Origin of the sequence: Acidovorax sp. GW101-3H11, from assembly GCF_001633105.1 — a bacterium.
In the GTDB taxonomy this organism is placed as follows: Bacteria; Pseudomonadota; Gammaproteobacteria; order Burkholderiales; family Burkholderiaceae_C; genus Acidovorax.
The window spans coordinates 90859-115402 of the sequence record NZ_LUKZ01000031.1 but is presented as its reverse complement, the minus strand read 5'-3'; the positions used below and the strand labels follow the sequence as shown (position 1 = coordinate 115402).

At 67.2% G+C, this 24544-nt stretch carries 21 protein-coding genes; 15 read left to right on the top strand and 6 right to left on the bottom strand.

Annotated features, from left to right (window positions below; translation table 11 throughout):
* Positions 1-1206, bottom strand: a complete 1206-nt coding sequence (locus A1D30_RS22145) for an amino acid ABC transporter substrate-binding protein (RefSeq protein WP_063462887.1) — start codon at positions 1204-1206, stop codon at positions 1-3.
* 218 nt (positions 1207-1424) lie between these two features.
* On the opposite strand from A1D30_RS22145, the gene A1D30_RS22140 reads away from it, so the two are divergent.
* Entirely contained in the window at positions 1425-2399 is a 975-nt protein-coding gene (locus A1D30_RS22140) for a helix-turn-helix domain-containing protein (protein ID WP_063462947.1), read from the top strand.
* A 219-nt stretch (positions 2400-2618) separates the two neighbouring features.
* On the opposite strand, the gene A1D30_RS22135 is transcribed toward A1D30_RS22140, so the two are convergent.
* A complete protein-coding gene (locus A1D30_RS22135; RefSeq protein ID WP_063462886.1) occupies positions 2619-3008 on the bottom strand; it encodes an Hsp20/alpha crystallin family protein in 390 nt (129 codons plus the stop codon).
* 93 nt (positions 3009-3101) lie between these two features.
* Between A1D30_RS22135 and A1D30_RS22130 the strand changes: the two genes are divergently transcribed.
* From A1D30_RS22130 to A1D30_RS22085, 9 genes are all read left to right on the top strand, one after another.
* Positions 3102-4448 carry a branched-chain amino acid ABC transporter substrate-binding protein gene (locus A1D30_RS22130; RefSeq protein ID WP_063462885.1) on the top strand — a complete coding sequence of 449 codons (1347 nt, stop codon included), beginning with the start codon at positions 3102-3104 and terminating at the stop codon, positions 4446-4448.
* Between the two features lie 131 nt (positions 4449-4579).
* Positions 4580-5581: an LLM class flavin-dependent oxidoreductase gene (locus tag A1D30_RS22125; RefSeq protein WP_063462946.1), complete on the top strand. Its 1002-nt coding sequence runs from the start codon at positions 4580-4582 to the stop codon at positions 5579-5581.
* A 34-nt stretch (positions 5582-5615) separates the two neighbouring features.
* The gene (locus A1D30_RS22120) at positions 5616-6989 is read left to right on the top strand and encodes an LLM class flavin-dependent oxidoreductase (protein WP_063462884.1); all 1374 of its coding nucleotides are present in this window, start codon (positions 5616-5618) and stop codon (positions 6987-6989) included.
* Positions 6989-8182 carry a M20 aminoacylase family protein gene (locus A1D30_RS22115; RefSeq protein WP_063462883.1) on the top strand — a complete coding sequence of 398 codons (1194 nt, stop codon included), beginning with the start codon at positions 6989-6991 and terminating at the stop codon, positions 8180-8182. Before A1D30_RS22120 ends, A1D30_RS22115 begins: the two co-directional genes overlap by 1 nt.
* A 13-nt stretch (positions 8183-8195) precedes the next feature.
* A complete protein-coding gene (locus A1D30_RS22110; protein WP_063462882.1) occupies positions 8196-8708 on the top strand; it encodes a GNAT family N-acetyltransferase in 513 nt (170 codons plus the stop codon).
* 42 nt (positions 8709-8750) lie between these two features.
* Positions 8751-10616, top strand: a complete 1866-nt coding sequence (locus tag A1D30_RS26670; protein WP_082836582.1) for an amino acid ABC transporter permease/ATP-binding protein — start codon at positions 8751-8753, stop codon at positions 10614-10616.
* 280 nt (positions 10617-10896) lie between these two features.
* Entirely contained in the window at positions 10897-11832 is a 936-nt protein-coding gene (locus A1D30_RS22095; RefSeq protein WP_063462881.1) for an ABC transporter substrate-binding protein, read from the top strand.
* Positions 11833-11856: 24 nt separating this feature from the next.
* The gene (locus A1D30_RS22090; protein WP_063462880.1) at positions 11857-12810 is read left to right on the top strand and encodes an ABC transporter substrate-binding protein; all 954 of its coding nucleotides are present in this window, start codon (positions 11857-11859) and stop codon (positions 12808-12810) included.
* A 2-nt stretch (positions 12811-12812) separates the two neighbouring features.
* Entirely contained in the window at positions 12813-13898 is a 1086-nt protein-coding gene (locus A1D30_RS22085) for an LLM class flavin-dependent oxidoreductase (protein ID WP_063462879.1), read from the top strand.
* Here the strand turns inward: A1D30_RS22085 and mltB are convergent.
* From mltB to A1D30_RS22065, 4 genes are all read right to left on the bottom strand, one after another.
* A complete protein-coding gene (gene mltB, locus A1D30_RS22080; protein WP_063462878.1) occupies positions 13838-14917 on the bottom strand; it encodes a lytic murein transglycosylase B in 1080 nt (359 codons plus the stop codon). The two genes, A1D30_RS22085 and mltB, sit on opposite strands and share 61 nt — an antisense overlap.
* A gap of 8 nt (positions 14918-14925) precedes the next feature.
* On the bottom strand, positions 14926-16974 hold the full coding sequence (locus A1D30_RS22075) for a DUF3488 and transglutaminase-like domain-containing protein (RefSeq protein ID WP_063462877.1): 2049 nt from the start codon (positions 16972-16974) through the stop codon (positions 14926-14928).
* 302 nt (positions 16975-17276) lie between these two features.
* Entirely contained in the window at positions 17277-18311 is a 1035-nt protein-coding gene (locus A1D30_RS22070; protein WP_063462876.1) for a DUF58 domain-containing protein, read from the bottom strand.
* A 143-nt stretch (positions 18312-18454) separates the two neighbouring features.
* Positions 18455-19375 carry a MoxR family ATPase gene (locus tag A1D30_RS22065; RefSeq protein ID WP_063462875.1) on the bottom strand — a complete coding sequence of 307 codons (921 nt, stop codon included), beginning with the start codon at positions 19373-19375 and terminating at the stop codon, positions 18455-18457.
* Positions 19376-19465: 90 nt separating this feature from the next.
* Here A1D30_RS22065 and A1D30_RS22060 point away from each other — a divergent pair, with 90 nt between their 5' ends.
* The 5 genes from A1D30_RS22060 to A1D30_RS22040 all read left to right on the top strand — a co-directional run bounded on the left by A1D30_RS22060 (position 19466) and on the right by A1D30_RS22040 (position 24541).
* A complete protein-coding gene (locus A1D30_RS22060) occupies positions 19466-20371 on the top strand; it encodes a histone deacetylase family protein (protein WP_063462874.1) in 906 nt (301 codons plus the stop codon).
* A 138-nt stretch (positions 20372-20509) separates the two neighbouring features.
* Positions 20510-21298, top strand: a complete 789-nt coding sequence (locus A1D30_RS22055) for an enoyl-CoA hydratase (RefSeq protein ID WP_063462944.1) — start codon at positions 20510-20512, stop codon at positions 21296-21298.
* Between the two features lie 11 nt (positions 21299-21309).
* Positions 21310-22644 (top strand): mechanosensitive ion channel domain-containing protein, encoded by a 1335-nt coding sequence (locus A1D30_RS22050; RefSeq protein WP_242421997.1) that lies wholly within the window; start codon positions 21310-21312, stop codon positions 22642-22644.
* A gap of 214 nt (positions 22645-22858) precedes the next feature.
* A complete protein-coding gene (locus A1D30_RS22045; RefSeq protein WP_063462872.1) occupies positions 22859-23608 on the top strand; it encodes an electron transfer flavoprotein subunit beta/FixA family protein in 750 nt (249 codons plus the stop codon).
* A complete protein-coding gene (locus A1D30_RS22040; RefSeq protein ID WP_063462871.1) occupies positions 23609-24541 on the top strand; it encodes an FAD-binding protein in 933 nt (310 codons plus the stop codon).
* The last annotated feature ends 3 nt before the right edge of the window (positions 24542-24544 follow it).

Here is a 24544-nt window from a genome sequence, read left to right as displayed (position 1 = left end):
TTACTTCCAGGCTGGCTTGTTGGTGTTGAGCTGCGCCGTGGCGCGCTCCTTGGGCCACACGACCTCAAAGTCATTGCCCTGCCACTGGCTCACCGTGCCGGGGATGGACGCGTTCTCGCTGCCCTGGAAGCGGATACCGCCCAGGATGGTCTTGAACTCGTTCTTGGCGATGTGTTCGCGCAGCGCCTTGCGGTCCAGGCCCGCCTTTTCCACCGCCTGCTGCAGGATCTGCAGACCGGCCCAGGCATGGCCGCTGGCCCAGCGGTCGGGCTCCTTGTTGAACTTCTTTACGTGGGCGTCGAAGTACGCCTTGGCCTCGGGGCTGGTCTTCACGCTCCACGAGCCCATGCCGATCACGCCCTCGGTGTTGGCCTGCATCACGTTCTTGTAGAGCTGGAAGGCCGTGCCCACCGAGGCGTAGAAGAACTTGGGGTTCAGCCCCACCTCGCGCGCCTGGCGGCTGGCCAGGATGGTGTCGGGCGGGTAGGTGATGCCGATGAAGGCGTCGGGGTTCTGGTCCTTGATGCCGCGCAGCACGGGGGCCAGGTCCTTCACGCCCAGCGGGTAGCTCTTGCGCTCCACCACCTGGATGCTGGTCTTCTTGAGCGCGTTGTTCAGCGCAGCGAAGTTCTCCAGGCCGAACAGGTCGTCCATGTAGACGATGGCAATGGTCTTGACGTTGTTGGCCACCAGCATGTCCACCAGCGCACCCATCATCTTGTCGGGCTGCTGCAGCAGCGAGAAGAAGTAGGGCAGGTTCATGTCGATGAGCTTGCGCGACAGCGCCGTGGGCGCGAGCAACGGGTAGCCAAAGCGGTTGGACAGCGGCGCGATGGCGAAGTTGGCGCCCGAGCCCCAGGGCGGCAGGATCAGGTCCACCTTGTCGCTGCCCATGAGCTTTTCGTAGGTGCGCACGCAGGTTTCGGTCTCGCTGCGGTCGTCGTAGCCGATGAGTTCGATGGGGCGCTTGGTGCCCTTCACGCTCAGGCCACCCGCTGCGTTCACCTGTTCTGCCCACAGCAGGTAGTTGGGCTCCTGGCTCACTTGCGCGCCTGCGGCCCAGGGGCCCGTGCGGGCAATCGCGTAGCCAATGCGCACGGGGCTGCTGCTGCCTTGGGCCCACAGGTGGGGCGCTACGGCCAGCGTGCCCACGGTGGCGGCCGCTCCCTTGATCCACTGGCGTTTGGAGGGGTGATGGCTGCTCATGGTGTGTCTCCTCGGATGGGTGGCCCACGTGGTGCGGACTGTGGCTTGATCGTAGGCAGGGCGGGGTGTGCGCGCTGCGCTGAGCGTGCACAAAACGCTTGCCTCAGCGTGCAGGTGGCAGCGGGTTTACCCGGATTTCCGCAGTGGGCGCGGGACAAAGCCCGGGTCGGATAATCCGCACACAACCGGCGGCGATGGCTGCTGACCTGGAGACACCCATGGCCCACTCTCTGACCGAGGTATCCACCGACACCGTGGCACCGCGCGACCGCCTGCACCTCTGGGGCGATGCTGTGTGGCGGCTGATTGGCGGGCTGGAGTCGGATGCGTTTGGCGATGAGGCCTTTGCAGGCCACATCACCTCGGGCCAGGCGGGCTACGTGAACCTGTGCCAGCTGAACGTGAGCCGCCACCGCGTGGTGCGCACCCCCAGCCTGATCCGGGGCAGCGACCGCGCCTACATCAAGGTGGTGGCGCAGCTGGAGGGACGCGCGTGCTTTGAGCAGAACGGCCGCCAGGTGTGGCTGTCGCCCGGCGAGTGGAGCGTGTACGACACCACACGCGCCTACGCCGTGAGCAACCCCGACGCGGTGCGCCAGATGGTGCTGATGATCCCCAAGGAGCAACTGCCCGAGCGCAAGCTCAAGCTCGACGACCTGATGGTGCAGCGCTTTTCAGGCACCTCGGGCGTGTCGCGGCTCGCATGGGACACCATGCGCGCGGCGTTCACCGAGCTGCCCACCATGTCCGACGCGGCCGCCGATGGTGTGGCCGATGTGATCACGCACCTGGTGCAGCTGTCGCTGCTGGAGCGCAACGGCCAGCAAAGCCTGCTGTCGCAGCGCGAGGCCTTGCGTGACCGCATCAGCCAGTACATCGACCGCCACCTGGGCGACCCCGACCTCACCATCGACCGCATGGCCCAGGCGCTCAACTGCAGCAAGCGGCACCTGTACAACGCAGTGGCCGACGATGCAGAAACCCTGGCCGCCATGATCCAGCGCCGCCGCCTCGAGGCCTGCCTGCGCGACCTGCGCCATCCGGCGCATGCGCAGCGCTCGGTCACGGACATTGCGCTGTCCTGGGGCTTCAGCAACAGCGCGCATTTCAGCCGGGCGTTCCGCGCGCATGTGGGGTGCAGCCCCAGCGAGTACCGGGTGCGGGCTGGCCTGGGCGGCGCGCTGGCGCACTGAGGGGCGTGCCGTACTTGTTCAACCCGGGGAGCCTGCTGTCGTTCGTGTCCTTGGCCGGGATTGGTGTGGTCTTTGGCAACTTTCCAGCGCTGCGCGTGGTACGCATGGACCCCGTCGATGCGCTGCGGCATAAGCGAGCCTGGTCCACGGGGTCGTCTTAGCAAAGAAAAAGGCCCCTACCGCGCGTGGTACGGGCCTTTTTTGCTATCAATCTGGTAGTTACTGGATCGTGAGCGTGGTGGCTTTGCTGGCAGGTTCCACCTTGGCAAGGGTCAGCGTCAGCACGCCGTTTTCCAGCTTGGCGCTGCTCTGGGCGGCATCGATGTCGGCCGCCAGCTCCCAGGCGCGCTGCACCTGGCGCGGGGCGCCTTCCACACTCTGCAGGCGCACCACATTGCCTTCGATGCTGATTTGCAGCTGTTCACGGGCCAGGCCGGGCACATCCAGCTGCAGCGTGGTGGCCTTGTCGTCCTGCGTCACGGTGCAACCGGCCGAAGGGGCTGTGGTGGGCTCTGCCAGCGCGCCCATCAGAAAACGCTGCAGCGCGAGGTCGGCGGAACGGGGGGCCTGGGCGTAGGCGGCGCGGCGGATCACAGGGGCGAAGATCATGGGTAACTCCTATAAACTGCGCGGCTCTCGACGTGGTCGCCGCATGCCAAGGAGTTGTGTACGCCCGCGTCGCTTTTCAAGGGAAAAAGTGGCATGAATAAATTGCAAGCCGTGGGCTTGAAATCGGGCGCAGCAGCATTACGTCACACTGTTTGGGCCACTGCCATGGTGGTGGCGGGCGCCGTGGCCCCTGTGTCCGCCAGCTGGGCACAGGCCCCGGCGCCAGCCGCTGCGGTGGCCCAGGCCAAGCCCGTCAAGGTGGCGCTCATCGAAAGCCTGTCGGGCGCGTTCTCCAACACCGGCGAGGCGGTGTACCGCAACGTGTACTGGGCCATGGAGCGTGTGAACGCGCGCGGTGGTGTGCAGCTGCCTGCCAGCAGCGGCGGCCCCCGCCCCCTGGCCCTGGAGCGCTACGACAGCAAAGGCCAGAACGAAGAGGCGCTGTCGGCCTTGCGCGCTGCCATTGACGATGGCGCGCAGGTCATCCTGCAGGGCAATTCGTCCGCCACGGCAGCGGTGCTGATCGAGGCCATCAACAAGCACAACGAGCGTGAGCCGAACAAGCGCGTGCTGTTCCTCAACTACTCGGCGGTGGACCCCATCCTCACCAACGAGAAATGCAGCTTCTGGCACTTCCGTTTTGACGCCCATGCCGACATGCGCATGGCGGCGCTGATGGACGTGATGCGCGAGGACAAAAGCCTCAAGAGCGTGTACCTCATCGGCCAGGATTACAGCTTCGGCCAGGCCGTGCTGCGTGAGGCCAAGAAGCAGCTCGCCGCGCAGCGCCCCGACGTGGCCGTGGTGGGTGAAGAGCTGCACCCCATCGGCCGTGTGAAGGACTTCGCGCCCTACGCCGTGAAGATCAAGACCAGCGGTGCCCAGGCCGTGGTCACCGGTAACTGGGGCAATGACCTGACCCTGCTGGTCAAGGCCGCGCGCGAGGTGGGCTACGAAGGCAGCTTCTACACCTTCTACGGCAATGCACTCGGCGCGCCCGCCGCCATTGGCGACGCAGGCATCGGCAAGGTGGTGGCCGTGGCCGACTGGCTGCCCAATGTGCCGGGCGCGCAGAGCGAGGCGTTCTACCAGTCCTTCCGCACCCGCTTCCCCAAGCCGCAGGACGACTATGTGCACATGCGCATGCAGCTCATGGTCGAGGCGCTCGCCCAGTCCATCGAGCGTGCAGGCAGCACTGATGTCGTGGCCATCGCGCGGCAGATGGAGAGCGCCAATGTGCAGCTCTCCGGCCAGGGCGGCACCATGCGCGCGGCAGACCACCAGTTCCAGCAGGCGCTGGTGGTGGGCGTGATGGACAAGAAGGGTGCGCCGGGCGTGAAGTTCGACGTGGAAGGCTCGGGCTACGGCTTCCGCGTAGTGCGGCAGATCCCTGCCGCCAAGGCCCAGCAACCCCACAGCTGCACAATGCAGCGGCCCTGACCCACGGCGTGGGCGGTATGCGGCGCAGCGCGCGCCGCATATCGATATGAAAAGTTAGCGCAACCGGTGCAGGCCCCCGGGCCACAGAATTTGTCGCATTGATCACTCATGCGCAAATTGCTGCTCCCACCGTGTCCTACGCCCTTTCCCTGCTCGACAAAAGTCCCATCCCTGAAGGGGCCACGGCGGCCGAGGCGCTGCAGCGCACCGTAGCGCTGGCCCAGCGCGCAGAACAACTGGGCTATCGCCGCTTCTGGGTGGCCGAGCACCATGGCAACCCGGGCCTGGCCGGTTCGGCCCCCGAAGTGCTGGTGGCACATCTGCTGGCGCGCACCTCGCGCATCCGCATCGGCTCCGGCGGCGTGATGTTGCAGCACTACAGCCCCTTCAAGGTGGCCGAGGCCTTCAAGGTGCTGGCCTCGCTCGCGCCGGGCCGGGTGGACCTGGGCGTGGGCAAGGCCCCTGGCGGTTTGCCACTGGCCACCCGGGCGCTGCAGGCCCTGCACGACAAGTCCCCGGTTTCAGGCTTCGATGTGCGCTTTGCGGAGCTGGATGCCTTCCTGCACAACACGCTGGACCCGGAGCATGCGCTGGCCGGTGCCATCGCCTTCCCCAGCCCACCGAGCCTGCCCGAGCGCCATCTGCTCGGCGGCAGCCCCGACAGCGCCGCGCTGGCCGCGCGCCATGGCTGGCACTTTACCTACGCGGGCCATTTCAACGGCGACCCGGTGAACATCGAGCGCACGGTGCGCGTGTACCGCGAGGCTTCGGGGCGGTCGCCATCGCTGGCGCTGTATGCCCTGGTGGCCCCCACGCAGGCGCAGGCCGAAAGCCTGGTGGGTGCCTTGCGCGTGTTCAAGCTGCACCTCTCCACGGGGCAAAGCGTCAACCTGCCCAGCGCCCAGGCCGCAGCGGAGTTTGCGCGCCAGGCGGGCGTAGTGGACTACCGGCTGGAAGAGACCCGCCCCCATGTGATTGCGGGATCGCCCGAGCATGTGCGCCAACAGCTCGATGCGCTCAGCGCGCGCTACGGCATTGAGGAGTTTGTGATCGATACGCCCGTCACGGGTTTTGCCGAGCGGCTGGCCTCCGTCGAACTGCTGGCCAGCGCCTACGCCATGGCCGAAGCCTGAGCTTGCTCCCCACACATCCCCTGGAGAAAAAACCATGAGCCACCACCACAACAACAACAACAAGTCTCCCATCCGCTTTGGCGTCATGCTGCACGGCGCGGGTGGCCACATGAATTCGTGGAAACACCCTGCGGGCCCGGCGGACGCAAGCGTCAACCTGGGCTTCTACATCGAGACCACGAAGAAGGCCGAAGCCAATGGCATTGCTTTTGCCTTTGTGGCCGACGGGTTGTTCATCAACGAGAAGTCCATCCCGCACTTCCTGAACCGCTTCGAGCCCATCTCCATCCTGTCGGCGCTGGCCGTGGCGACGTCCAAGATCGGCCTGGCGGGCACCATCTCCACCTCTTACAGCGAGCCCTTCACCGTCGCCCGGCAATTTGCATCGCTGGACCTCATCAGCCAGGGGCGCGCAGGCTGGAACGTGGTAACCACGCCGCTGGAGGGCACGGCCACCAACTACAGCCGCAACCACCCCGACCATGCGCTGCGCTACGAGATCGCCGACGAATACCTGCAGGTGACGCAGGGCCTGTGGGACAGCTGGGACGACGATGCCTTGGTGCGCAACCGCGAGACCGGCCAGTTCTTTGACCGCGACAAGCTGCACACGCTGAACCACAAGGGGCGTTTCTTCCAGGTGGCGGGGCCGCTGAACATCGGCCGCTCCCCCCAGGGCCAGCCGGTGATTTTTCAGGCGGGCTCTTCGGACGCAGGCATTGGCCTGGCGGGCAAGTACGCCGATGCGGTGTTTACCCACTCGCCGTCGGTCGAGGAAACGCGCAGCTTTCTGCGCAAGGTCAAGGCCAGCGCTGTAGTGCACGGCCGCCAGGCCGACGACGTGAAAATTTTCCCGGGCATCGGGCCCGTGGTCGGGGCCACGCAGGAAGAGGCCGAGGCCAAATACCAAGCCATCCGCGAGCTGCTCTCGGTCGATGAAGCGCTGGCCTACCTGGGCCGCTACTTCGACCACCACGACTTCAGCCAGTACCCGCTGGACGAGCCTTTCCCCGAGCTGGGCGAGATCGGGCGCAACAGCTTTCGCTCCACCACCGACCGCATCAAGGCCGATGCGAAGGCGCGCGGCCTGACCCTGCGCCAGGTGGCGCTGGAGGCAGCCACGCCGCGCTCGCAGTTCGTGGGCACCGGCGCACGCGTGGCCGACGAGATCATCCGCTGGGTGGACGAAGGCGCGGCCGATGGCTTCATCCTGGGCTTCCCGGTGCTGTCGCAGGGGCTGGATGACTTCATCACCCACGTGATCCCCGTACTGGAGGCGCGGGGCCGCTACCAGCGCACGCTGCCGGGCAGCACCTTGCGCGACCACCTTGGGTTGCCGCGCAAGGCCAGCCGCTACGCGCAGGCCGATGCAGGTGCTGCACTGGCACCGGCCCGGAAGGTGGCGTGATGGGGGCTGTGTTGCCCGCCGCGCCGAAGCAGGATGTGGAGCGTGTGGAAGCAGGCATTGCCGCCTTCATCCACGAGTTCAAGGCATTGCGCCGCGACCTGCATGAGCACCCCGAGCTGTCGTTCCAGGAGCACCGGACCTCGGCCATTGTGGCCGAGCGCCTGGCGCACTGGGGCTATTCCGTCACCACAGGCATTGCGGGCACCGGGGTTGTGGGCACGCTGCGCAAAGGGCAGGGCAGCAAGGCCCTGGGCATCCGTGCCGACATGGACGCACTGCCTATCACCGAGGCCACGGGCCTGCCCTATGCCAGCCGCAACGCCGGGGTGATGCACGCCTGCGGGCATGACGGGCACACCACGGTGCTGCTGGCGGCCGCACGTTTCCTGGCGGAGTCGGGCCGCTTTGACGGCACGTTGAACCTGATCTTCCAGCCTGCCGAGGAGCATGGCGGCGGTGCGAACCGCATGATCGGCGAGGGCCTGTTCGAGCGCTTTCCGTGCGATGCCGTGTTCGGGCTGCACAACTGGCCCTGCGTGGGCGAGGGGCACTTTGGCTGCGTGACCGGTCCGGCCATGGCCTCGGTGGACCAGATCACCATCACCGTGCGCGGCAAGGGCGGCCACGGCGCCGCACCGCACGAGACGGTGGACCCGGTGGTGGCCAGCGCCCACATCATCACCGCACTGCAGACGGTGGTGTCGCGCAACGTGGACCCGCTGGACATGGGCGTGGTCACGGTGGGCTCCATCCACGGTGGCAATGCGCCCAATGTGGTGCCCGAGAGTGTGGAGCTCAAGCTCACTGCGCGCGCCTTCAAGCCGGAGGTGCGCGAGATCCTCAAACAGCGCATTCCCGCCATTGCCCGCGCGCAGGCCGAAAGCTTTGGCGCGACCGCCGAGGTGCTGTACCTGCCGGGCTACCCCGCCGTGCTGAACCACGAAGCCGAGACGGAACTGGCGCGCAGTGTGGCGCGGGACACCTTCGGCGATGCACGCGTCGATGCGGGCTTTCGTCCGCGCACGGCCAGCGAGGACTTCGCTTTCATGCTGCTCAAACGACCTGGCAGCTATGTGTTTGTGGGCAATGGCGATGGTGCATCGCTGCACAGCCCTTACTACGACTTCAACGACGCCATCCTCGCGCCCTCGGCCACCTACTGGGTGCGCCTGGCCGAGCGGTTTTTGGCCTGACCCGGAGCCCACCATGAGCGACAGATTCATCTACACCACGCCTTTGGACCCGCTGGCACGGCCCCTGATCGACGAGCTTTCGCAGGAGTACGAGAGCCGCTACGGCGAGTTCTACCAGCAGGACGGCGGCCCGCGCGAGATGGACAAATACGCGCCCGAGCTGTTTTCGCCCGCGCAAGGCGGCAACTTCGTGCTCCTGCTGCGCGATGGGCAGGCCATTGGCGGCGGCGCCTTCAAGCGCCACGACGACCCCGACACGGCCGAACTCAAACGCGTGTGGACCCACTCGGCCCAGCGCCGCCAGGGCCTGGCGGCCCGCGTGCTGCAGGAGCTGGAGGACCAGGCGCTGCGCCAGGGCTATGCGCGGCTGTACCTCACCACCGGCTTTCGCCAGCCCGAGGCCGTGGGGCTGTACCTGCGCCACGGCTACACCGCTTTGTTCGATACCTCGCTGCCGCACGAGACCTACCGGCACCTGCCGTTCGAGAAGTGGCTGCGGGTGGCCGCGCTGGCCCGCGCTGCCTGATTCCGCCCGCTGTTGATCGATCACTCCCCACAAGTTCTCACCATGTCCACAACCACCACCCTGGATGCCGCTGGAGGCCTGCCACGAGGCCCAGTGCATCCCGCTGCACCTGCTACACCTGTTGGCAGCCACGCGCCCAGTGCGCCCCCTGCAACACCATCGCCCGCGCCCGCCAAGGGCGACTACTCGCACTACCGGGTCGTGCCCGCGCGGCACCGGGCGCGGGCCGTGGGCACCGTGTTTGCCACTGTTGTCATTGCGCTGGTGCTGTATTCGGTGCTGACCAACCCGCGCTGGGGCTGGGGGGTGTTCGGGGAGTATTTCTTTTCGGAGCCCGTGCTGGTGGGCCTGGGCCGCACCCTGCTGCTCACGGCGCTGGGGGCCTTGTTCGGCTTCACGCTGGGCACGGCGCTGGCGCTGGCCCGGGTGTCGCGTTCGCCGCTGCTGGCAGGGCTGTCGTGGACCTTCATCTGGATCTTCCGGTCCATCCCGGTGATCGTGCTGCTGCTCATCATCAACAACCTGGGCTACCTGTACGAGACCGTGAGCGTGGGCCTGCCGTTCACCGACTGGACGTTCTTCTCGTACCCCACCACGCAGCTCATCAGCCCCTTCGTGGCGGCGCTGATCGGGCTCACGCTGAACCAGGCGGCCTTCGCATCGGAGATCGTGCGCGGCGGCATCCTGTCGGTGGACCAGGGGCAGCTCGAAGCGGCGGCCGCGCTGGGCCTGCCGCGCCGCCGCCAGGCGTTTCGCATCGTGTTGCCGCAGGCCATGCGCTCCATCCTGCCCGCAGGCTTCAACGACATCATCGGCCTGGCCAAGGGCACGTCCAACGTGTACATCCTGGCCCTGCCCGAGCTGTTCTACACCATCCAGATCATCTACCGCCGCAACCTGGAGGTGATCCCGCTCTTGATGGTGGCCACCGTGTGGTACCTCGTGATCCTCACGGTGCTGTCGCTGCTGCAGTACTACATCGAGCGCCATTTCTCCAAGGGTGCGCTGCGCAGCCCGCCGCCCTCTATCTTCAGCGCTGTCGCGGCCCGGCTGTGGCCTGCGCGGCGGGCCGTTGTGGCGCCGGGCCCTGTGGTGCCGGCAGCGCCTGCGCCTGTGGCCGTTCCCCGCTGGACAGGCGCACTCAACCGGGGCGGCGAGGTCACCATCCACGGTGTTTCCAAACGCTATGGTGCGCTGGAGGTCTTGAAGGACGTGACGCTGACCGTGTTGCCCGGCAGCGTGACGGTGATCCTCGGCCCGTCGGGCTCGGGCAAGTCCACGCTGCTGCGTTCCATCAACCACCTGGAGCGCGTGGACGGCGGCTTCATCGCCATCGACGGCGAGTTGATCGGCTACCGCCAGGATGCAGACGCGCTCTATGAGCTGGGCGAAAACGACATCCTCAAGCGCCGTGTGGACGTGGGCATGGTGTTCCAGAACTTCAACCTGTTCCCGCACCTCACGGTGCTGGAGAACATCGTCGAAGCGCCGGTCACCGTGCGCAAGCTGGCGCGTGCAGAGGCGGAGGCCCTGGCGCTGGAGCTGCTGGCCCGCGTCGGCCTGTCGGACAAGGCGCACAGCTACCCCCGGCAGCTTTCGGGTGGGCAGCAGCAGCGTGTGGCGATTGCCCGGGCGCTGGCGCTCAAGCCCAAGGTGCTGTTGTTCGACGAGCCCACCTCGGCGCTCGACCCCGAGCTGGTGGGCGAAGTGCTCGACGTCATCAAGGAGCTGGCACGCACCGGCACCACGCTGGTCATCGTGACGCATGAGATCGGCTTTGCCCGCGAGGTGGCCGACACCGTGGTGTTCATGGAGCAAGGCCGGGTGGTGGAGACCGGCACGCCCGCCAAGGTGTTCAGCCAGCCCGATCACCCGCGCACGGCGGCCTTCCTGGCCAAGGTGCTCTAGGGACCCTCTGCACGAATCACCGCGCCGTGTGCATCAGCGGTCTCGGGCGGTCTGCGGCGTTGCAAATACTCGCAATAGCTACGGCTATTGCTGCGTTTTGCGCCTAGCAGCCCATCCCGATCCGCAGTGCCCACTTACCGCTCGATTCGTGCAGAGGATCCCTAGACCTCTCTCTCGCACCGCTGTGGCAGGCCTGTGCCCAGGCCTGGCGGCAGCGTGGGCGAAGCAGTTTTTTCCTTCTCAACCATCCCACAACCCTTTTTTATCCCGGAGCCCATCCATGACCCTTCTGAACAAGACCCTGGCCGCCCTGGCGCTGGCCGCTGCCTCCATCGCAGCCCTCGCGCCCATTCACGCCTCCGCGCAGGCCATCGACCTGAGCCCCGAGCAGCCCGGGCGCCCACGCTCGCAAAAGGTGGACGAAGCGATCAAGCTCGTCGCCAAGGACTTCAAGTTCGCCAAGGAGGGCGTGTTCACCGTGGGCACCACCACAGGCCGCCTGCCGTTTGGGGCCTATGCCACCGACAACAAGACGCCCGTGGGCAACGCGCCCGACATCGCGCAGCTGGTGGCCGACAGCTTGGGCCGCAAGCTGGAGCTGGTGTCCGTGGCCTGGGCCGACTGGCCGCTGGGCCTGCAGTCCGGCAAGTTCGACGTGGTGATCTCCAACGTCACCGTGACCGAGGAACGCAAGGAGAAGTTCGACTTCTCCACCTACCGCAACGACCAGCTGGGCGTGTACGTGAAGGCCGACAGCAAGATCACGGCGATCAAGGAACCCAAGGACGTCGCCGGCCTGAAGGTGGTGGTGGGCGCAAGCACCAACCAGGAGCAGATCCTGCTGCGCTGGAACCAGCAGAACATCGCGGCGGGCTTGAAGCCCGTGGACATCCAGTACTACGACGACGATGTGGTGCTGTACCTGGCCCTGGCCTCGGGCCGCGCCGACGCGTACCTGGCACCCAACGGCATTGCCGCGCACAACGCACGCGACGGCAAGACCAAACTGGTGGGCACCTTCTCGGGCGGCTGGCCGCAGGCGGCCGAGATTGCCGTGACCTCGCGCAAGGGCTCGGGCATTGCGGAAGCCGTCACCGCGGCGCTGAACGCGCAGATCAAGAACGGCAACTATGCCAAGGCGCTCGAGCGCTGGAACCTGCAGTCCGAGGCGATCCAGGTCGCGCGCACCAACCCACCCGGCCTGCCCAAGAAGTAAGCCTGCAGCGTTCAAGGACCTTCCATGACTCTCCATTCCCTATCTTCCCTGTCGCGCCGCCGCCTCGTGGCCCTGGCCTCGGCATGTGCGCTGTCCTGCGAATGGACCGTTGCCAGCGCTGCCGCCGCGTTCGATTTCAGCCCCGAGCAGAAAGGCCGCGTCCGCGCCGAGAAGGACGCCGCTGCCATCCAGGCGATCCCGAAGAACTTCAAGTTTGTGAAGGAGGGCGTGTTCACCGTGGCCATCGCCCCCTTCGCGCCGCCCATCGCCACCTACGCGAGCGATGCCAAGACCGTGGTGGGCTTCGATCCGGACTACGCGCAGCTCATTGCCGATGCACTGGGCCTCAAGTTGGAGCTGCTGCCGATTGCCTGGGCCGACTGGCCGCTGGGCCTCTCCTCGGGCAAGTACGACGCGGTGATCTCCAACGTGGGCGTGACGGAGCTGCGCAAGGAGAAGTACGACTTCTCTACCTACCGCCTGGGGCTGCACGGTTTCTACGTGCGCGCCGACAGCAAGATCACGTCCATCAAGGAGCCCAAGGACATTGCCGGGCTCAAGGTCATCACCGGCTCGGGCACCAACCAGGAGCGCATCCTGCTGGAGTGGAACAAGCAGAACATCGCTGCAGGCCTCAAACCCGTGGAAGCGGTGTACTTCGACGACGACGCTGCGCGGCTGCTGGGCGTGGTGTCAGGCCGGGCCGATGCCAACTTCAACCCCAACGCGCCGCAGGCCTACCACGCGGCCAAGGACGGCAAGATCAAGCTCGTGGGCACGGTGAACGCGGGCTGGCCGCTCAAGTCCGACGTGGCCATCACCACGCGCAAGGGTTCGGGCCTGGCCGACGCGCTCACGCTGGCGACCAACGGGCTCATCAAGAGCGGCAAGTACACGCAGGCGCTGCAGCGCTGGAGCCAGCTGGAAGAGGCCTTGCCCAAGTCCGAGACCAACCCCCCTGGACTGCCGAAGTTCTGACCATGGCCATTGCGCATCTCGCATTTCTGACGCCCGGCAACTATGCCGAGGACAGTCCGTTCCAGGGCCTCGAAGACACCTTGCGCCTGTTCGAGCAGGGGGAAGCCCTGGGCTACCAGGGCGCGTGGGTGCGCCAGCGGCATCTGGAGCGGGCGGTCTCGTCCGCCACCACGCTGCTGGCCGCCGCCACGCAGCGCACGCGGCGCATCGCGCTGGGCACGGCGGTGATCCAGATGGGGTATGAGAACCCCTTCCGGCTGGCGGAAGACCTGGCGACGGTGGATGTGCTCGCGCGCGGGCGGCTGCTGGTGGGGCTGAGCGCGGGTGCGCCGCCGTATGGGCCGCTGCTGGGTGGGCGCCTGTTCGATGGCGATGCGCAGGACATCGACTTTTCGCATGCGCGCGTGGAACGCCTGCGCAGCAACCTGCGGGGTGATTTTTTTGGCGATGACGACTTTGTCGTGGAGTCGCCTGCAGGCCGCCACCGTCCGCGTGTGCAGCCCCATGCGACCGGGCTGGTGGAGCGTCTGTGGTATGGCGGCGGCTCGTTGAAATCGGCGCAGTGGGCGGGTGCGCAGGGCTACCACTTGCTGATCGGCAACCTCAACCGGGGCGAGCAGACTAACGATTTCTTCGAGGCGCAGCGCAGCCAGCTGGACCTGTTCCACGCGAGCTGGTCGGCGCCCCATGCCCCGCGCGTGGCGCTGGGGCGGGTCATCGTGCCGCTGGACAGCGCGGACGCCGCCACGCGGGCCCACTACCGTGCCTGGGCGGCGCTGCGGCTGCCGCGCACGCTGGGGCCACAGGGCGATCGCCGCACGCTGTTCGCGCGCGATCTGGTGGGCACGTCCGATGAGATTCTGGAGAGCCTGCGCCAGGACCCCATCGTGCCGAGCGTGCAGGAACTGCGGCTGGAGCTACCGTACGACTTCACGGGCGAGGAGTACGCCCAGATCCTGAGCGACACCGCGCGCTACATCGCGCCCGCGCTCGGCTGGTCACCGGCGCAGGCCGTGGAGGCGCCCGATCACGGTGTGCCGCGTGCGGCGGCCACCTCGCGCCCCAGCTCGATCACCGCCATCGCGTAGTAGCTGGACCAGTTGTAGCGGGTGATGGCGTAGAAGTTTTCGGTGCCCGCCACGTAGCTGGGCGCGTCGCTGCCGTTCTGCAGCTCCACCAGCGCCAGCGGGCCGGTGTGCTGCGCGCCCTGGGCATCCAGCACAGCGCCCTTGGCCAGCATGCTGGCCGCGCTGAAGGTGGGCAGGATGTCAGGGGCGAGCAGGTCGTCCAGCTGCAGGCGTGCGTTGTCGAACTGCACGCCAAAGTGTGTGGGCATGCCCGGTGTCCAGCCGTGGCCCCGGAAGTAGTTGGCCACCGAGCCGATGGCGTCGGCCGGGCTGTTGAACAGGTCCACGCGGCCGTCGCCGTCGAAGTCGATGGCGTAGCGCACCCAGCTCGATGGCATGAACTGGCCCAGGCCCATGGCCCCGGCGTAGCTGCCGCGCGGCTCGAAGGGGTCGGTGTTGCTGCGGTTGGTGAAGCTCAAAAACTGCTCCAGCTCGCGGCGGAAGAATTCGGTGCGCTCCTTGGCGCGCGGGTGGGCCGCAGGGAAGTCGAAGGCCAGCGTGGCCAGTGCGTCCATCACACGGAAGTTGCCCATCTGCTGGCCGTAGATGGTCTCCACGCCGATGATGCCCACGATGGTTTCGGCGGGCACGCCGTACTCGCGCTCGGCGCGCTCCAGCGCCGCCTGGTTCTGCTGCCAGAAGCGCACACCGGCGCGGATGCGGATGGGTTCCACAAAGCGGCTGCGGTACACGCGCCAGTTCTTGGCCGTGCCCTTGGCGGGCGGCAGCATGAGCTTGGGCACCTGGGGCAGGAAATGCGCCTGGCCAATCGCCTGACGCACCCATTCGCGGTCCAGGTCGCGGCGCGCGGCCAGGTCGTCGGCAAACTGCAGGGCCTCGGGGCGCGAGGCGTAGAGCACAGCAGGCTGTCTGGTACTGGTGGTTTTTGATGTTTTTTCGGGCTTTGCGCCCGCTGGTATTGCGCAAGTAGCTATTAATAACGTAGCAATGAGGGCAATCGGTCGGTGGGTCTTCGGCATGTCCGGGGTCAGTGTTTGGATGCGGGGGGCCAGGGCAAGGTGTTGAACTCGCGCCGCAGGTGGCTCCATTCGGTATCGGGCTGGGGGGCGTAGCGCAGGCGTTCCAGGCGCAGCAGCCAGTCGGCCACCGCGGCCGCCGGGGCGCCGAATTGTGCCTGTACCCGCTCGGCCATGGCGCGGGGGGGCAGGGTGGGCGGCAGCACCAGTCCGGCGCGGGCCAGGCGCTGGCGCGCGCGGGCCAGCAGGCGCAGCCAGGGGTCGTGCTGGCTGCGCTCCCACAGGCTCCAGGCCATGCCAGCCAGGGCTGCAAAAATGATCAGGAAACCCAGCACCATGGTCAGGTCCTGCCAGCTGGGGGCTTCAAAGCCCAGAGCCTTGAGCAGGTCGAGCTGGCGGCTTTGGGTGTAGTCGAGCACCCACTGGTTCCAGCTGTTGTTGACGGCCTCCCACACTGCGCGCAGGCTCTGCGCCAGGCCGGGGCTGAGCACCGTGCCCATGGCAGCAGCCAGCGCACCCTGCGGCGCACGCAGCCGCTCGAACGCGCCGGTGCGCCCGGGGGCCACGGCGCCCGTCGGGTCCACCCGCACCCAGCCGCGCCCGGCCAGCCAGACCTCGGCCCAGGCGTGGGCGTCGGCCTGGCGCAGCGTCCACAGGCCGTCCACGGGGTTGCGGTCGCCGCCCTGGTAGCCGGTGACGATGCGGGCCGGGATGTCCAGCGCGCGCATCAGCACCACAAAAGAGGAGGCGATGTGCTCGCAAAAGCCTTCCTTGCGGTCAAACCAGAACTCGTCGGCCGTGTGCTGGCCGTACACGCCGGGCTCCAGCGTGTAGGTGTAGCCGCCGGTGCGCAGGCGCGCCAGCGCGGCGTTAACCAGGGCTTCGGCGTTGTTCTGGGCGGGGTTGGGGGCGATCTGCGGGTCATTGCGCATCTGCTGGGCCAGCGCCAGCGTGCGGGGGTTGAAGCTTGCGGGCAGCTCGGTGTAGGCGCGCAGGCTGGGGGTGGGCGCGCTGGGGCCGTGGCTGAAATCGGGGTGGCTCTCGGCCTTGTAGCGCACCACGGCGGTGATGGGGCGGTTGGTGAGCCACTGCAGGTCCTGCGTCATGAGCGTGTCCATGCCCGAGATGGCGGGCTTGGTCGCAGCGGCATCCAGCAGCAGCAGCCAGGGGCGCTGGTGGGCTTCCAGGGTCACTTCGTAGCGCACGGGCTCGCCGCGCACCTGCAGGTTGGCCAGGGTGCTGGGGCTCGACTGCAGCATGTCGCCGCTGCGCGCGCCCAGCGGGTGCCATTCGACGCCGTCGAAGGCGCCAAACACCGGCCCGCGAAAGTACAGATCGCTCTGTGGCGGTGGCGCGCCGTTGGGGGTGTCGAAACGCACGCGCATGGCCACGCTGTCATCCAGCGCCAGCTCGGCGATGTTGCCCACCTTCATGACGCCTGAGAGCCCGCTGCGCCCTGCCATGGTGTCGCTGGGCATGCCCCACAGCGGCGCCATGCGCGGGAACAGCATGAACAGCGCCGCCATGATGGGCGCGCCCAGCAGCGCCATGGTGCCCGCCGTGCGCAGCGTTTGCGTCAGCGGCGGCCGCCCCACCGGCATGTGTGCGTTGACCACGGCCGCCAGCAGCCCGAGCAGCGCCACCAGCATGGCAGCGGCGGTGAACAGCGACTGCGAGAAGAAGAAGTTGCTGAGCATCGTGAAGAAGCCCAGGAAGAACACCACCATCGCATCGCGCCGGGCGCGCAGCTCCAGCATCTTGAGCGCCAGCAGCATCACGATCAGCGTCACGCCCGCATCGCGGCCCAGGATGGTGCGGTGGGTGTACAGCGTGCCACCCACGGCCAGGATCAGCGGGATGGCCAGCACCCAGCGGGTGGGCAGGGGCCGCCCCTTCCAGGCCAGCCAGCCGCGCCACAGCAGCAAGCCGCCCGCCAGCAGGCAGGCCCAGACAGGCAACACGTTGACCTGCGGCGCGATCACCCAGGCGATCACACACAGCAGGAACAGCGTGTCGCGAGCGTCGCGGGGCAGGGCGTGGAGGGTTTGGCGCAGGGTCATGGTTGTGGGGATGGTCCCAGGCACGGCGTCATTTGTTTGCTATTAAATTTATAGCTATAAAGGCAATATGGTCGCGCGCAGGAGGCTGTTTTGATTGAGTTTTTTATCAACGCTTCACTGTCCGTCATTTCCATTCTCCACTGCGCTGCGCTTCACCCGCAGCCTACGAAACTGGCGCGCCCCAACGCCAGGGCAGCCAAGCAAGGGCCGCCCCGCAGCGAGGGCTGCGTCCCCCTGCCCGCAGCGCGCAGCGCTGCGAGAGCGGGGGGAAGCGGCGCAGCCGCTCAGGGGGGTGTTCCCTACTAACACAGGGCCAGTGCCTCCAGGCAGCGCCTGCGGTGGGCAGCGCCGGTGTCGGGGGCGATCTCGCCGCCGGGCAGGCGCAGGCCGTAGTCCAGGCCCAGCCGGTCGGCCTGCAGCACCCAGGCGGTCAGGCGCGAGACGCGGGCTTCGTGGTCGGGCAGGGCGGCGCGGGCCAGGTCCAGCCACAGCTCGTGCCGCTGGGCCTGTTGGGCGTCGCGGCTCACCAGGTCGTCGGTGCCGGTGGCCAGCGACTTGGCGGCCTTCTTCCACACCACCAGCTTGAGCGGGTCGCCGCGCCGGTAGGCCCGCACGCCGTCGAATTCGCCAATGCCCTGCGACGGCGCACTGCCTGTGCCGCCCGCGCGGGGCTCGCCCGGGGGCAGGGGCGGCGCGGGCACCTCGGGTGCGGGGTAGACCAGCACCTCGGAGGCCGGGCGCCAGTAGGTCCAGACGCGGAAGGTGCCCAGCGGGAACCGCGTCTCGGCCGTGAGCGTGGGCACGCGGTGCAGGCCCCGGCGCGTGGGGCGGAAGGCCACCTGCACGCTGGCCTGGCCCTGGGCGGGCACGTCGGTCCAGGCCCAGTGGTGTTCGGCCTTGCCCGTGCCATGCACCGACAGCGCAATGCCATAGCGCGGCGACTTGCGCTCGCTGGACAGCTGCAGTTCAAACGCCGTGCTCGTGCCCATGAACTGGGGCTCGGGCGCCTTCAGGTGCAGCGTGAGGCCCCGCAGGTTGGCGTGGCAGATGTGCATGCCCGCCGCTGCGCTGCCCGCCAGCAAAAAGGTGAGCAGGTAGCCCAGGTTGAGCTGGTAGTTGATGGAAGCCACCAGCAGCACGACCAGCGTGAGCGCCAGCATCCAGCCCGAGCTGGTGGGCAGGATGTAGACGTTGCGCTGGGTGAGCAGCAGGGTGTCGTTCAGCGGCAGGCGCGCCTGCCACCAGTTCTGGAAGCGCTTGCGCAAGGGCGCCAGCGGGCTCAGCCGGGCGAGGGCGGTGCGCCAGGGGGCAGTGGGGTGGGCGGAGACGGATGTCATCTCAGGGGTTCATGGTGATGTGTGTTGCCCACAGCCATCCTCACTGGCGCAGTCTAGGCGAGGGACGCCAAGCAAGGGCCGCCCCGCAGCGAGGGCGTCGTCCCCCTGGGGGGAAGGCGCGAAGCGACTCAGGGGGGCTTCATTCATGGCAAGGGCACGGCGTCCACCATGGCGCGCACCTGCTCTACGGCTCCCCGCCCGGCGTCGCCCACGGGCACCAGGCGGTGGGCGATGGTCTGGGGTAAAACCGCCTGCACGTCGTCGGGCGCCACATAGTCGCGCCCGCTGATGAGGGCCTGGGCCTTGGCCGCGCGCAGCATGGCAATGCCCGCGCGGGGCGACAGGCCCTGCAAAAACCAGCGGCCCGAGCGGGTGGCGGCGATCAGGTCCTGCACGTAGTTGAGCAGCGGCTCGGCCGTGTGCACGGCCTGCACCTGGCGCTGCAGCTCGGTCAGTTCGTCGCTGGACAGCAGGGGCAGCAGGCTGCTCACCATGTCGCGCCGGTCGGCGCCCGACAGCAGCAGGCGCTCGGCCGCACGGTCGGGGTAGCCGATGGAGATGCGCATGAGGAAACGGTCGAGTTGCGACTCGGGCAGCGCAAAGGTGCCCAGCTGGTCGTGCGGGTTCTGGGTGGCGATCACGAAGAAAGGGTGGGGCAGGGCGCGGGTTTCGCCCTCCACCGACACCTGCTTTTCTTCCATGGCTTCGAGCAGGGCGCTTTGGGTCTTGGGGCTGGCGCGGTTGATTTCGTCGGCCAGCAGCACCTGGGCAAACACCGGGCCGGGGTGGAACACAAAGGCTTCCTTGCCGCGTTCGTACACCGACACGCCGGTCAGGTCGCTGGGCATCAGGTCGGCGGTGAACTGCACGCGCGAAAACTGCAGACCAAAGGTGTGCGACAGGGCGTGCGCCAGGGTGGTCTTGCCCACGCCCGGTACGTCTTCGATGAGCAGGTGGCCGCCTGCCAGCAGGCAGGCCACGCAGTCCTGCACCTGGGCCTGTTTGCCCACAATCACCGTGTTAAGCTGGTCCAGAAGCGATTTGATCTTGTGCTGTGCATTCATGGCGCGACGTTATCCTAAAAAATTGAGACACGGGGATTGACTGTGAGCAAGACGGGCTATTTCACCCACCGGGATTGTTGGAAGCACGAGATGGGCCCGGGGCACCCCGAATGTCCTGAACGGCTCGATGCCATCGAAGACCGTTTGCTGATCACCGGCGTGGCCGACGCGCTGGAGCGCTACGAGGCGCCCGAGGCGTCGCTGGCCGACATCGAGCTGGCCCACGGCCGCATGCACATCGCGGCGCTGCGGGGCCTGTCGGACCGGCTGAACGAAGAGCTGATGGCCGGTGGCCCGAACTACGCGCAGATCGACACCGACACCTCCATCAACGCCCACACCTGGAAGGCATCCCTGCGCGCCGCCGGGGCCGCCCTGGCCGCCACCGATGCCGTGATGGCGGGCGAGGTCGAAAATGCCTTTTGCAGCGTGCGCCCCCCGGGCCACCATGCCTGCCGCGACAAGGCCATGGGATTCTGCTTTTTCAACAATGTGGCCGTGGCGGCCAAATATGCACTGCAGCGCTACAACCTGCAGCGCGTGGCGGTGGTGGACTTTGACGTGCACCACGGCAATGGCACTGAAGACATCCTCGCCAACGACCCCCGGGCGCTGATGGTCAGCATCTTCCAGCACCCGTTCTACCCCTATAGCGGCGACCACAATCCTGCCCCCAACATGGTGAATGTGCCGGTACCGGCCTACACGCGGGGCATGGACATCCGGGAGATCATCGAGATGATGTGGATGCCCCGGCTCGAAGCCTTCAAGCCCGAGATGATTTTTGTGAGCGCGGGCTTCGACGGACACCGCGAGGACGACATGGGCCAGCTGGGCCTGACCGAGCAGGACTACGCCTGGATCACCCAGCGTGTGAAGGATGTGGCGCGGCGCTATGCCAAAGGCCGCATCGTGTCCTGCCTGGAAGGTGGCTATGTGATGGGGCCGCTGGCGCGCAGTGTGGAGACGCACCTGCGGGTCCTGGCGGACTTGTAAGCCCCCCTGAGCCGCCTGCGGCGTCTTCCCCCCAGGGGGACGCCACCCGTGGCCTGGCAAAGCCAGCTCCACGGTGGCGCTGGCCTGGAGGCGCGCCAGTTTCGGCGCGCCCAGGCCGTGCAAAAAACTGGAGAAAAAATGACGACGAATTCCGACGAACTGCTGCAAACCACCCGCGATACCCGTGGTGTGGTCACCCTGACCCTGAACGACCCCGCCCGCTTCAATGCGCTGGGCAGCGAGATGCTCGCGGCGCTGCAGCGGGCGCTGGACGATGCCGGTCGCGATGAATCGGTGCGTGTGGTGGTGCTGGCTGCGGCGGGCAAGGCGTTTTGCGCGGGCCACAACCTCAAGGACATGGCGGCCCACCCGGAGCTGGCGTACTACCAGCAGCTGTTTGCCCAGTGCAGCCGCATGATGCTCACCATCCACAAGCTCAGCGTGCCCGTGATCGCGCGCGTGCAGGGCATGGCCACGGCGGCGGGTTGCCAGCTGGTGGCGCAGTGCGACCTGGCCGTGGCGGCCGACACGGCCAGTTTTGCGACCAGCGGCATCCACTATGGCCTGTTCTGTGCCACCCCCAGCGTGCCCCTGGTGCGCAACGTGCCCGCCAAGCGGGCGATGGAGATGCTGCTCACCGGCGATTTCATCGACGCCCCCACGGCGCTGGCGCAGGGGCTGGTCAACCGCGTGGTGCTTGCGGATGCCCTGGATGCCGAGGTCGAAAAGCTGGTGTTGTCCATCCTGCAAAAGCCCCGCGTGGCCGTGGCCATGGGCAAGGCGCTGGTCTACCAGCAGCGCGAGCTGGGCATGGACGCCGCCTACCAGCTGGCGGGCCAGGCCATGGCCACCAACATGATGGACGAGGCCGCGCAGGAGGGTGCACGCGCCTTTGCTGAAAAGCGCCAGCCCGGCTGGAAGCGCTGAGGGCCCGCACGATGGCAATAGACAAACCGATGCTGGACGATGTGGGCCTGTGGGTGCAGGCCTTTTTGAGCCCCACCGTGCTGGTGGAACTGGCGGCCCTGGCGGGCTGTGTGGCCCTGGCCTGGGCGTTGGTCGCGCTGCTGCAGCGCGGCCTGCAACGGGGCGACCCGCGCTCCATCCTGTTTGGTGTGCGGATCGTGGACGGCGCGCTGTTCCCGCTGCTGCTGCTGGGCCTGGCCTATGTGGCGCGCACCGTGCTGCACCACTGGGTGGCGCTGGCGGCTTTCAAGGTGGCGATCCCGGTGCTGGTGGCGCTGGTTGTGATACGGATTGGTGTGAAGGTGCTGCAGGTCGCGTATCCCGATGCTGCCTGGGTGCGGCCCATCGAGCGGTCCATCTCCTGGCTGGCCTGGCTGGGCATGGTGCTGTGGGTCACGGGGCTCTTGCCGCTGGTGCTGGACGAGCTGGACCAGATCCACTGGAAGGTGGGCGGTGCCACGCTGTCGGTGCGCACCATGATCGAAGGGGCCGTGACGGCCGGTGCGGTGCTGCTCATTGCGTTGTGGGTTTCTGCGGCCATCGAGTCGCGCCTGCTGCGCTCGGCCACCGGGGCCGAGCTGTCGCTGCGCAAGGCCGTGAGCAATGCCGTGCGCGCGCTGCTGGTGTTTGTGGGCTTGATGATGGCCTTGTCGGCCGTGGGCATCGACCTTACGGCCCTGTCGGTGCTGGGGGGCGCGGTGGGCGTGGGCATCGGTTTTGGTCTGCAGAAGCTCGCGTCCAACTATGTAAGCGGTTTTGTCATCCTGGCCGAGCGCAGCATGCGCATTGGCGACAACGTGCGCGTGGACAACTTCGAAGGCCGCATCACCGCCATCAACGCCCGCTACACCGTGGTGCGTTCTTCCACGGGCCGCGAATCCATCGTGCCCAACGAAATGCTGATCACCCAGCGGGTGGAGAACCTGTCGCTGGCCGACCCGCGCGTGTGGCTGTCCACCGTGGTGAGCGTGGCCTACGAAAGTGATGTGGAACTGGTCACCCGCCTGCTGGGCGAGGCGGCCCTGGCCAGCAGCCGGGTGCTGCGCGATCCGGCGCCCAGCGTGGCCTTGTCGGCCTTTGGTGCCGACGGGCTGGAGTTCACGGTGGGCTTCTGGATTGCCGACCCCGAGAACGGCGCCTTGGGCCTGCGCTCAGAGATCAACCGCGCCATCCTGAGCGCCTTGCGCGCCCACCAGATCGAAATCCCGTACCCCCAGCGGGTCATGCATGTGCAGGTCGATGGGGGGCTGGCGGCGGCGATGTCGCCCGGCGCTCCGGCGGCACCCGCACCGGCTCCCGCGCAGTGAGTCCGGCATGCAGCCCTGGTGCCGGGTTCCGCAGGCGACAACAAACACTGGACAGTGGCCCGGCCCACTCGCCTATAATCGACAAAAAGCACGATCGTTCTTTTTTGATCGTGAAGTCTCTGCCCCGGCTCTGTAGCACTTGCGTTGCAGTGCGGCATAGAATGTTCCAGTTTACGTAAACGTCAATTCAACCAACTCTCTAGGAGCCGCAGCAATGAAGGTCTTGGTCCCTGTCAAGCGCGTGGTGGACTACAACGTGAAGGTCCGCGTCAAGTCGGACAACACGGGTGTGGACATCGCCAACGTGAAGATGAGCATGAACCCCTTTGACGAAATCGCCGTCGAAGAGGCCGTGCGCCTGAAAGAAAAAGGCCTGGTGACCGAAGTCATCGCTGTCTCCTGCGGCGTGGCCCAGTGCCAGGAAACCCTGCGCACCGCCATGGCCATCGGCGCCGACCGTGCCATTCTGGTCGAGACCGACGTGGAACTGCAGCCCCTGGCTGTGGCCAAGCTCTTGAAGGCCCTGGTGGACAAGGAACAGCCCAGCCTGGTGATCCTGGGCAAGCAGGCCATCGACGACGACGCCAACCAGACCGGCCAGATGCTGGCGGCCCTGGCCGACCTGCCGCAAGCCACCAACGCCAGCAAGGTGGACCTGGCGGCCGACAAGGTCAACGTGACCCGCGAAATCGACGGCGGCCTGGAAACCCTGGCCCTGTCGCTGCCCGCCGTCATCACCACCGACCTGCGCCTGAACGAACCCCGCTACGTCACCTTGCCCAACATCATGAAGGCCAAGAAGAAGCAGCTGGACACCGTCAAGCCCGAAGACCTAGGCGTGGACGTGGCCCCCCGCCTCAAGACCCTGAAGGTCAGCGAGCCCGCCAAGCGCGGCGCTGGCGTCAAGGTGGCCGACGTGGCCGCCCTGGTCGAGAAACTCAAGAACGAAGCGAAGGTGATCTAAATGTCGGTACTCGTTATTGCTGAACACGACAACGCATCCATCAAGGGCGCGACCCTGAACACCGTGACGGCCGCTGTGGCCTGCGGTGGCGACGTGCATGTGCTGGTGGCCGGTCACAACGCGGGCGCCGCTGCTGCTGCCGCTGGCCAGATCGCTGGCGTGAGCAAGGTCATCCACGCCGACGCTGCAGGCCTGGCCCATGGCCTGGCCGAAAACGTGGCCGCGCAAGTGCTGGCCATTGCTGGCAACTACAGCCACATCCTGTTCCCGGCCACCGCCAGCGGCAAGAACATTGCCCCCCGCGTGGCTGCCAAGCTGGACGTGGCCCAGATCAGCGACATCACCAAGGTGGTGAGCGCCGACACCTTCGAGCGCCCCATCTACGCAGGCAACGCCATCGCCACCGTGCAAAGCGCTGACGCCGTGAAGGTTGTCACCGTGCGCACCACGGGTTTTGACGCCGCAGCCGCCACCGGTGGCAGCGCCGCCGTCGAAACCGCTGCTGCCACCGCCGACGCTGGCAAAAGCAGCTACCTGGGCAGCGAGATCGCCAAGAACGACCGCCCCGAGCTCACCGCCGCCAAGATCATCGTCTCCGGTGGCCGTGCGCTGGGCAGCAAGGAAAAGTTCGACGAAGTCATCACCCCCCTGGCCGACAAGCTGGGTGCCGCCATCGGTGCCAGCCGCGCTGCGGTGGATGCGGGCTACGCCCCGAACGACCTGCAAGTGGGCCAGACCGGCAAGATCGTGGCGCCGCAGTTGTACATCGCCGCCGGCATCTCGGGCGCCATCCAGCACTTGGCGGGCATGAAGGACTCCAAGGTGATCGTCGCGATCAACAAGGACCCCGAAGCCCCGATCTTCAGCGTGGCCGACTACGGCCTGGAAGCCGACCTGTTCACGGCCGTGCCGGAACTGGTGAAGGCGCTGTAAGGC

What these genes read in the sequence shown, in the direction of transcription:
- A1D30_RS22145 (WP_063462887.1), bottom strand. Translation starts at nt 1,206, where the DNA reads ATGAGCAGCCATCACCCCTCCAAACGCCAGTGGATCAAGGGAGCGGCC.
- A1D30_RS22140 (WP_063462947.1), top strand. Translation starts at nt 1,425, where the DNA reads ATGGCCCACTCTCTGACCGAGGTATCCACCGACACCGTGGCACCGCGC.
- A1D30_RS22135 (WP_063462886.1), bottom strand. Translation starts at nt 3,008, where the DNA reads ATGATCTTCGCCCCTGTGATCCGCCGCGCCGCCTACGCCCAGGCCCCC.
- A1D30_RS22130 (WP_063462885.1), top strand. Translation starts at nt 3,102, where the DNA reads ATGAATAAATTGCAAGCCGTGGGCTTGAAATCGGGCGCAGCAGCATTA.
- A1D30_RS22120 (WP_063462884.1), top strand. Translation starts at nt 5,616, where the DNA reads ATGAGCCACCACCACAACAACAACAACAAGTCTCCCATCCGCTTTGGC.
- A1D30_RS22115 (WP_063462883.1), top strand. Translation starts at nt 6,989, where the DNA reads ATGGGGGCTGTGTTGCCCGCCGCGCCGAAGCAGGATGTGGAGCGTGTG.
- A1D30_RS22110 (WP_063462882.1), top strand. Translation starts at nt 8,196, where the DNA reads ATGAGCGACAGATTCATCTACACCACGCCTTTGGACCCGCTGGCACGG.
- A1D30_RS26670 (WP_082836582.1), top strand. Translation starts at nt 8,751, where the DNA reads ATGTCCACAACCACCACCCTGGATGCCGCTGGAGGCCTGCCACGAGGC.
- A1D30_RS22095 (WP_063462881.1), top strand. Translation starts at nt 10,897, where the DNA reads ATGACCCTTCTGAACAAGACCCTGGCCGCCCTGGCGCTGGCCGCTGCC.
- A1D30_RS22090 (WP_063462880.1), top strand. Translation starts at nt 11,857, where the DNA reads ATGACTCTCCATTCCCTATCTTCCCTGTCGCGCCGCCGCCTCGTGGCC.
- A1D30_RS22085 (WP_063462879.1), top strand. Translation starts at nt 12,813, where the DNA reads ATGGCCATTGCGCATCTCGCATTTCTGACGCCCGGCAACTATGCCGAG.
- mltB (WP_063462878.1), bottom strand. Translation starts at nt 14,917, where the DNA reads ATGCCGAAGACCCACCGACCGATTGCCCTCATTGCTACGTTATTAATA.
- A1D30_RS22075 (WP_063462877.1), bottom strand. Translation starts at nt 16,974, where the DNA reads ATGACCCTGCGCCAAACCCTCCACGCCCTGCCCCGCGACGCTCGCGAC.
- A1D30_RS22070 (WP_063462876.1), bottom strand. Translation starts at nt 18,311, where the DNA reads ATGACATCCGTCTCCGCCCACCCCACTGCCCCCTGGCGCACCGCCCTC.
- A1D30_RS22065 (WP_063462875.1), bottom strand. Translation starts at nt 19,375, where the DNA reads ATGAATGCACAGCACAAGATCAAATCGCTTCTGGACCAGCTTAACACG.
- A1D30_RS22060 (WP_063462874.1), top strand. Translation starts at nt 19,466, where the DNA reads ATGGGCCCGGGGCACCCCGAATGTCCTGAACGGCTCGATGCCATCGAA.
- A1D30_RS22055 (WP_063462944.1), top strand. Translation starts at nt 20,510, where the DNA reads ATGACGACGAATTCCGACGAACTGCTGCAAACCACCCGCGATACCCGT.
- A1D30_RS22050 (WP_242421997.1), top strand. Translation starts at nt 21,310, where the DNA reads ATGGCAATAGACAAACCGATGCTGGACGATGTGGGCCTGTGGGTGCAG.
- A1D30_RS22045 (WP_063462872.1), top strand. Translation starts at nt 22,859, where the DNA reads ATGAAGGTCTTGGTCCCTGTCAAGCGCGTGGTGGACTACAACGTGAAG.
- A1D30_RS22040 (WP_063462871.1), top strand. Translation starts at nt 23,609, where the DNA reads ATGTCGGTACTCGTTATTGCTGAACACGACAACGCATCCATCAAGGGC.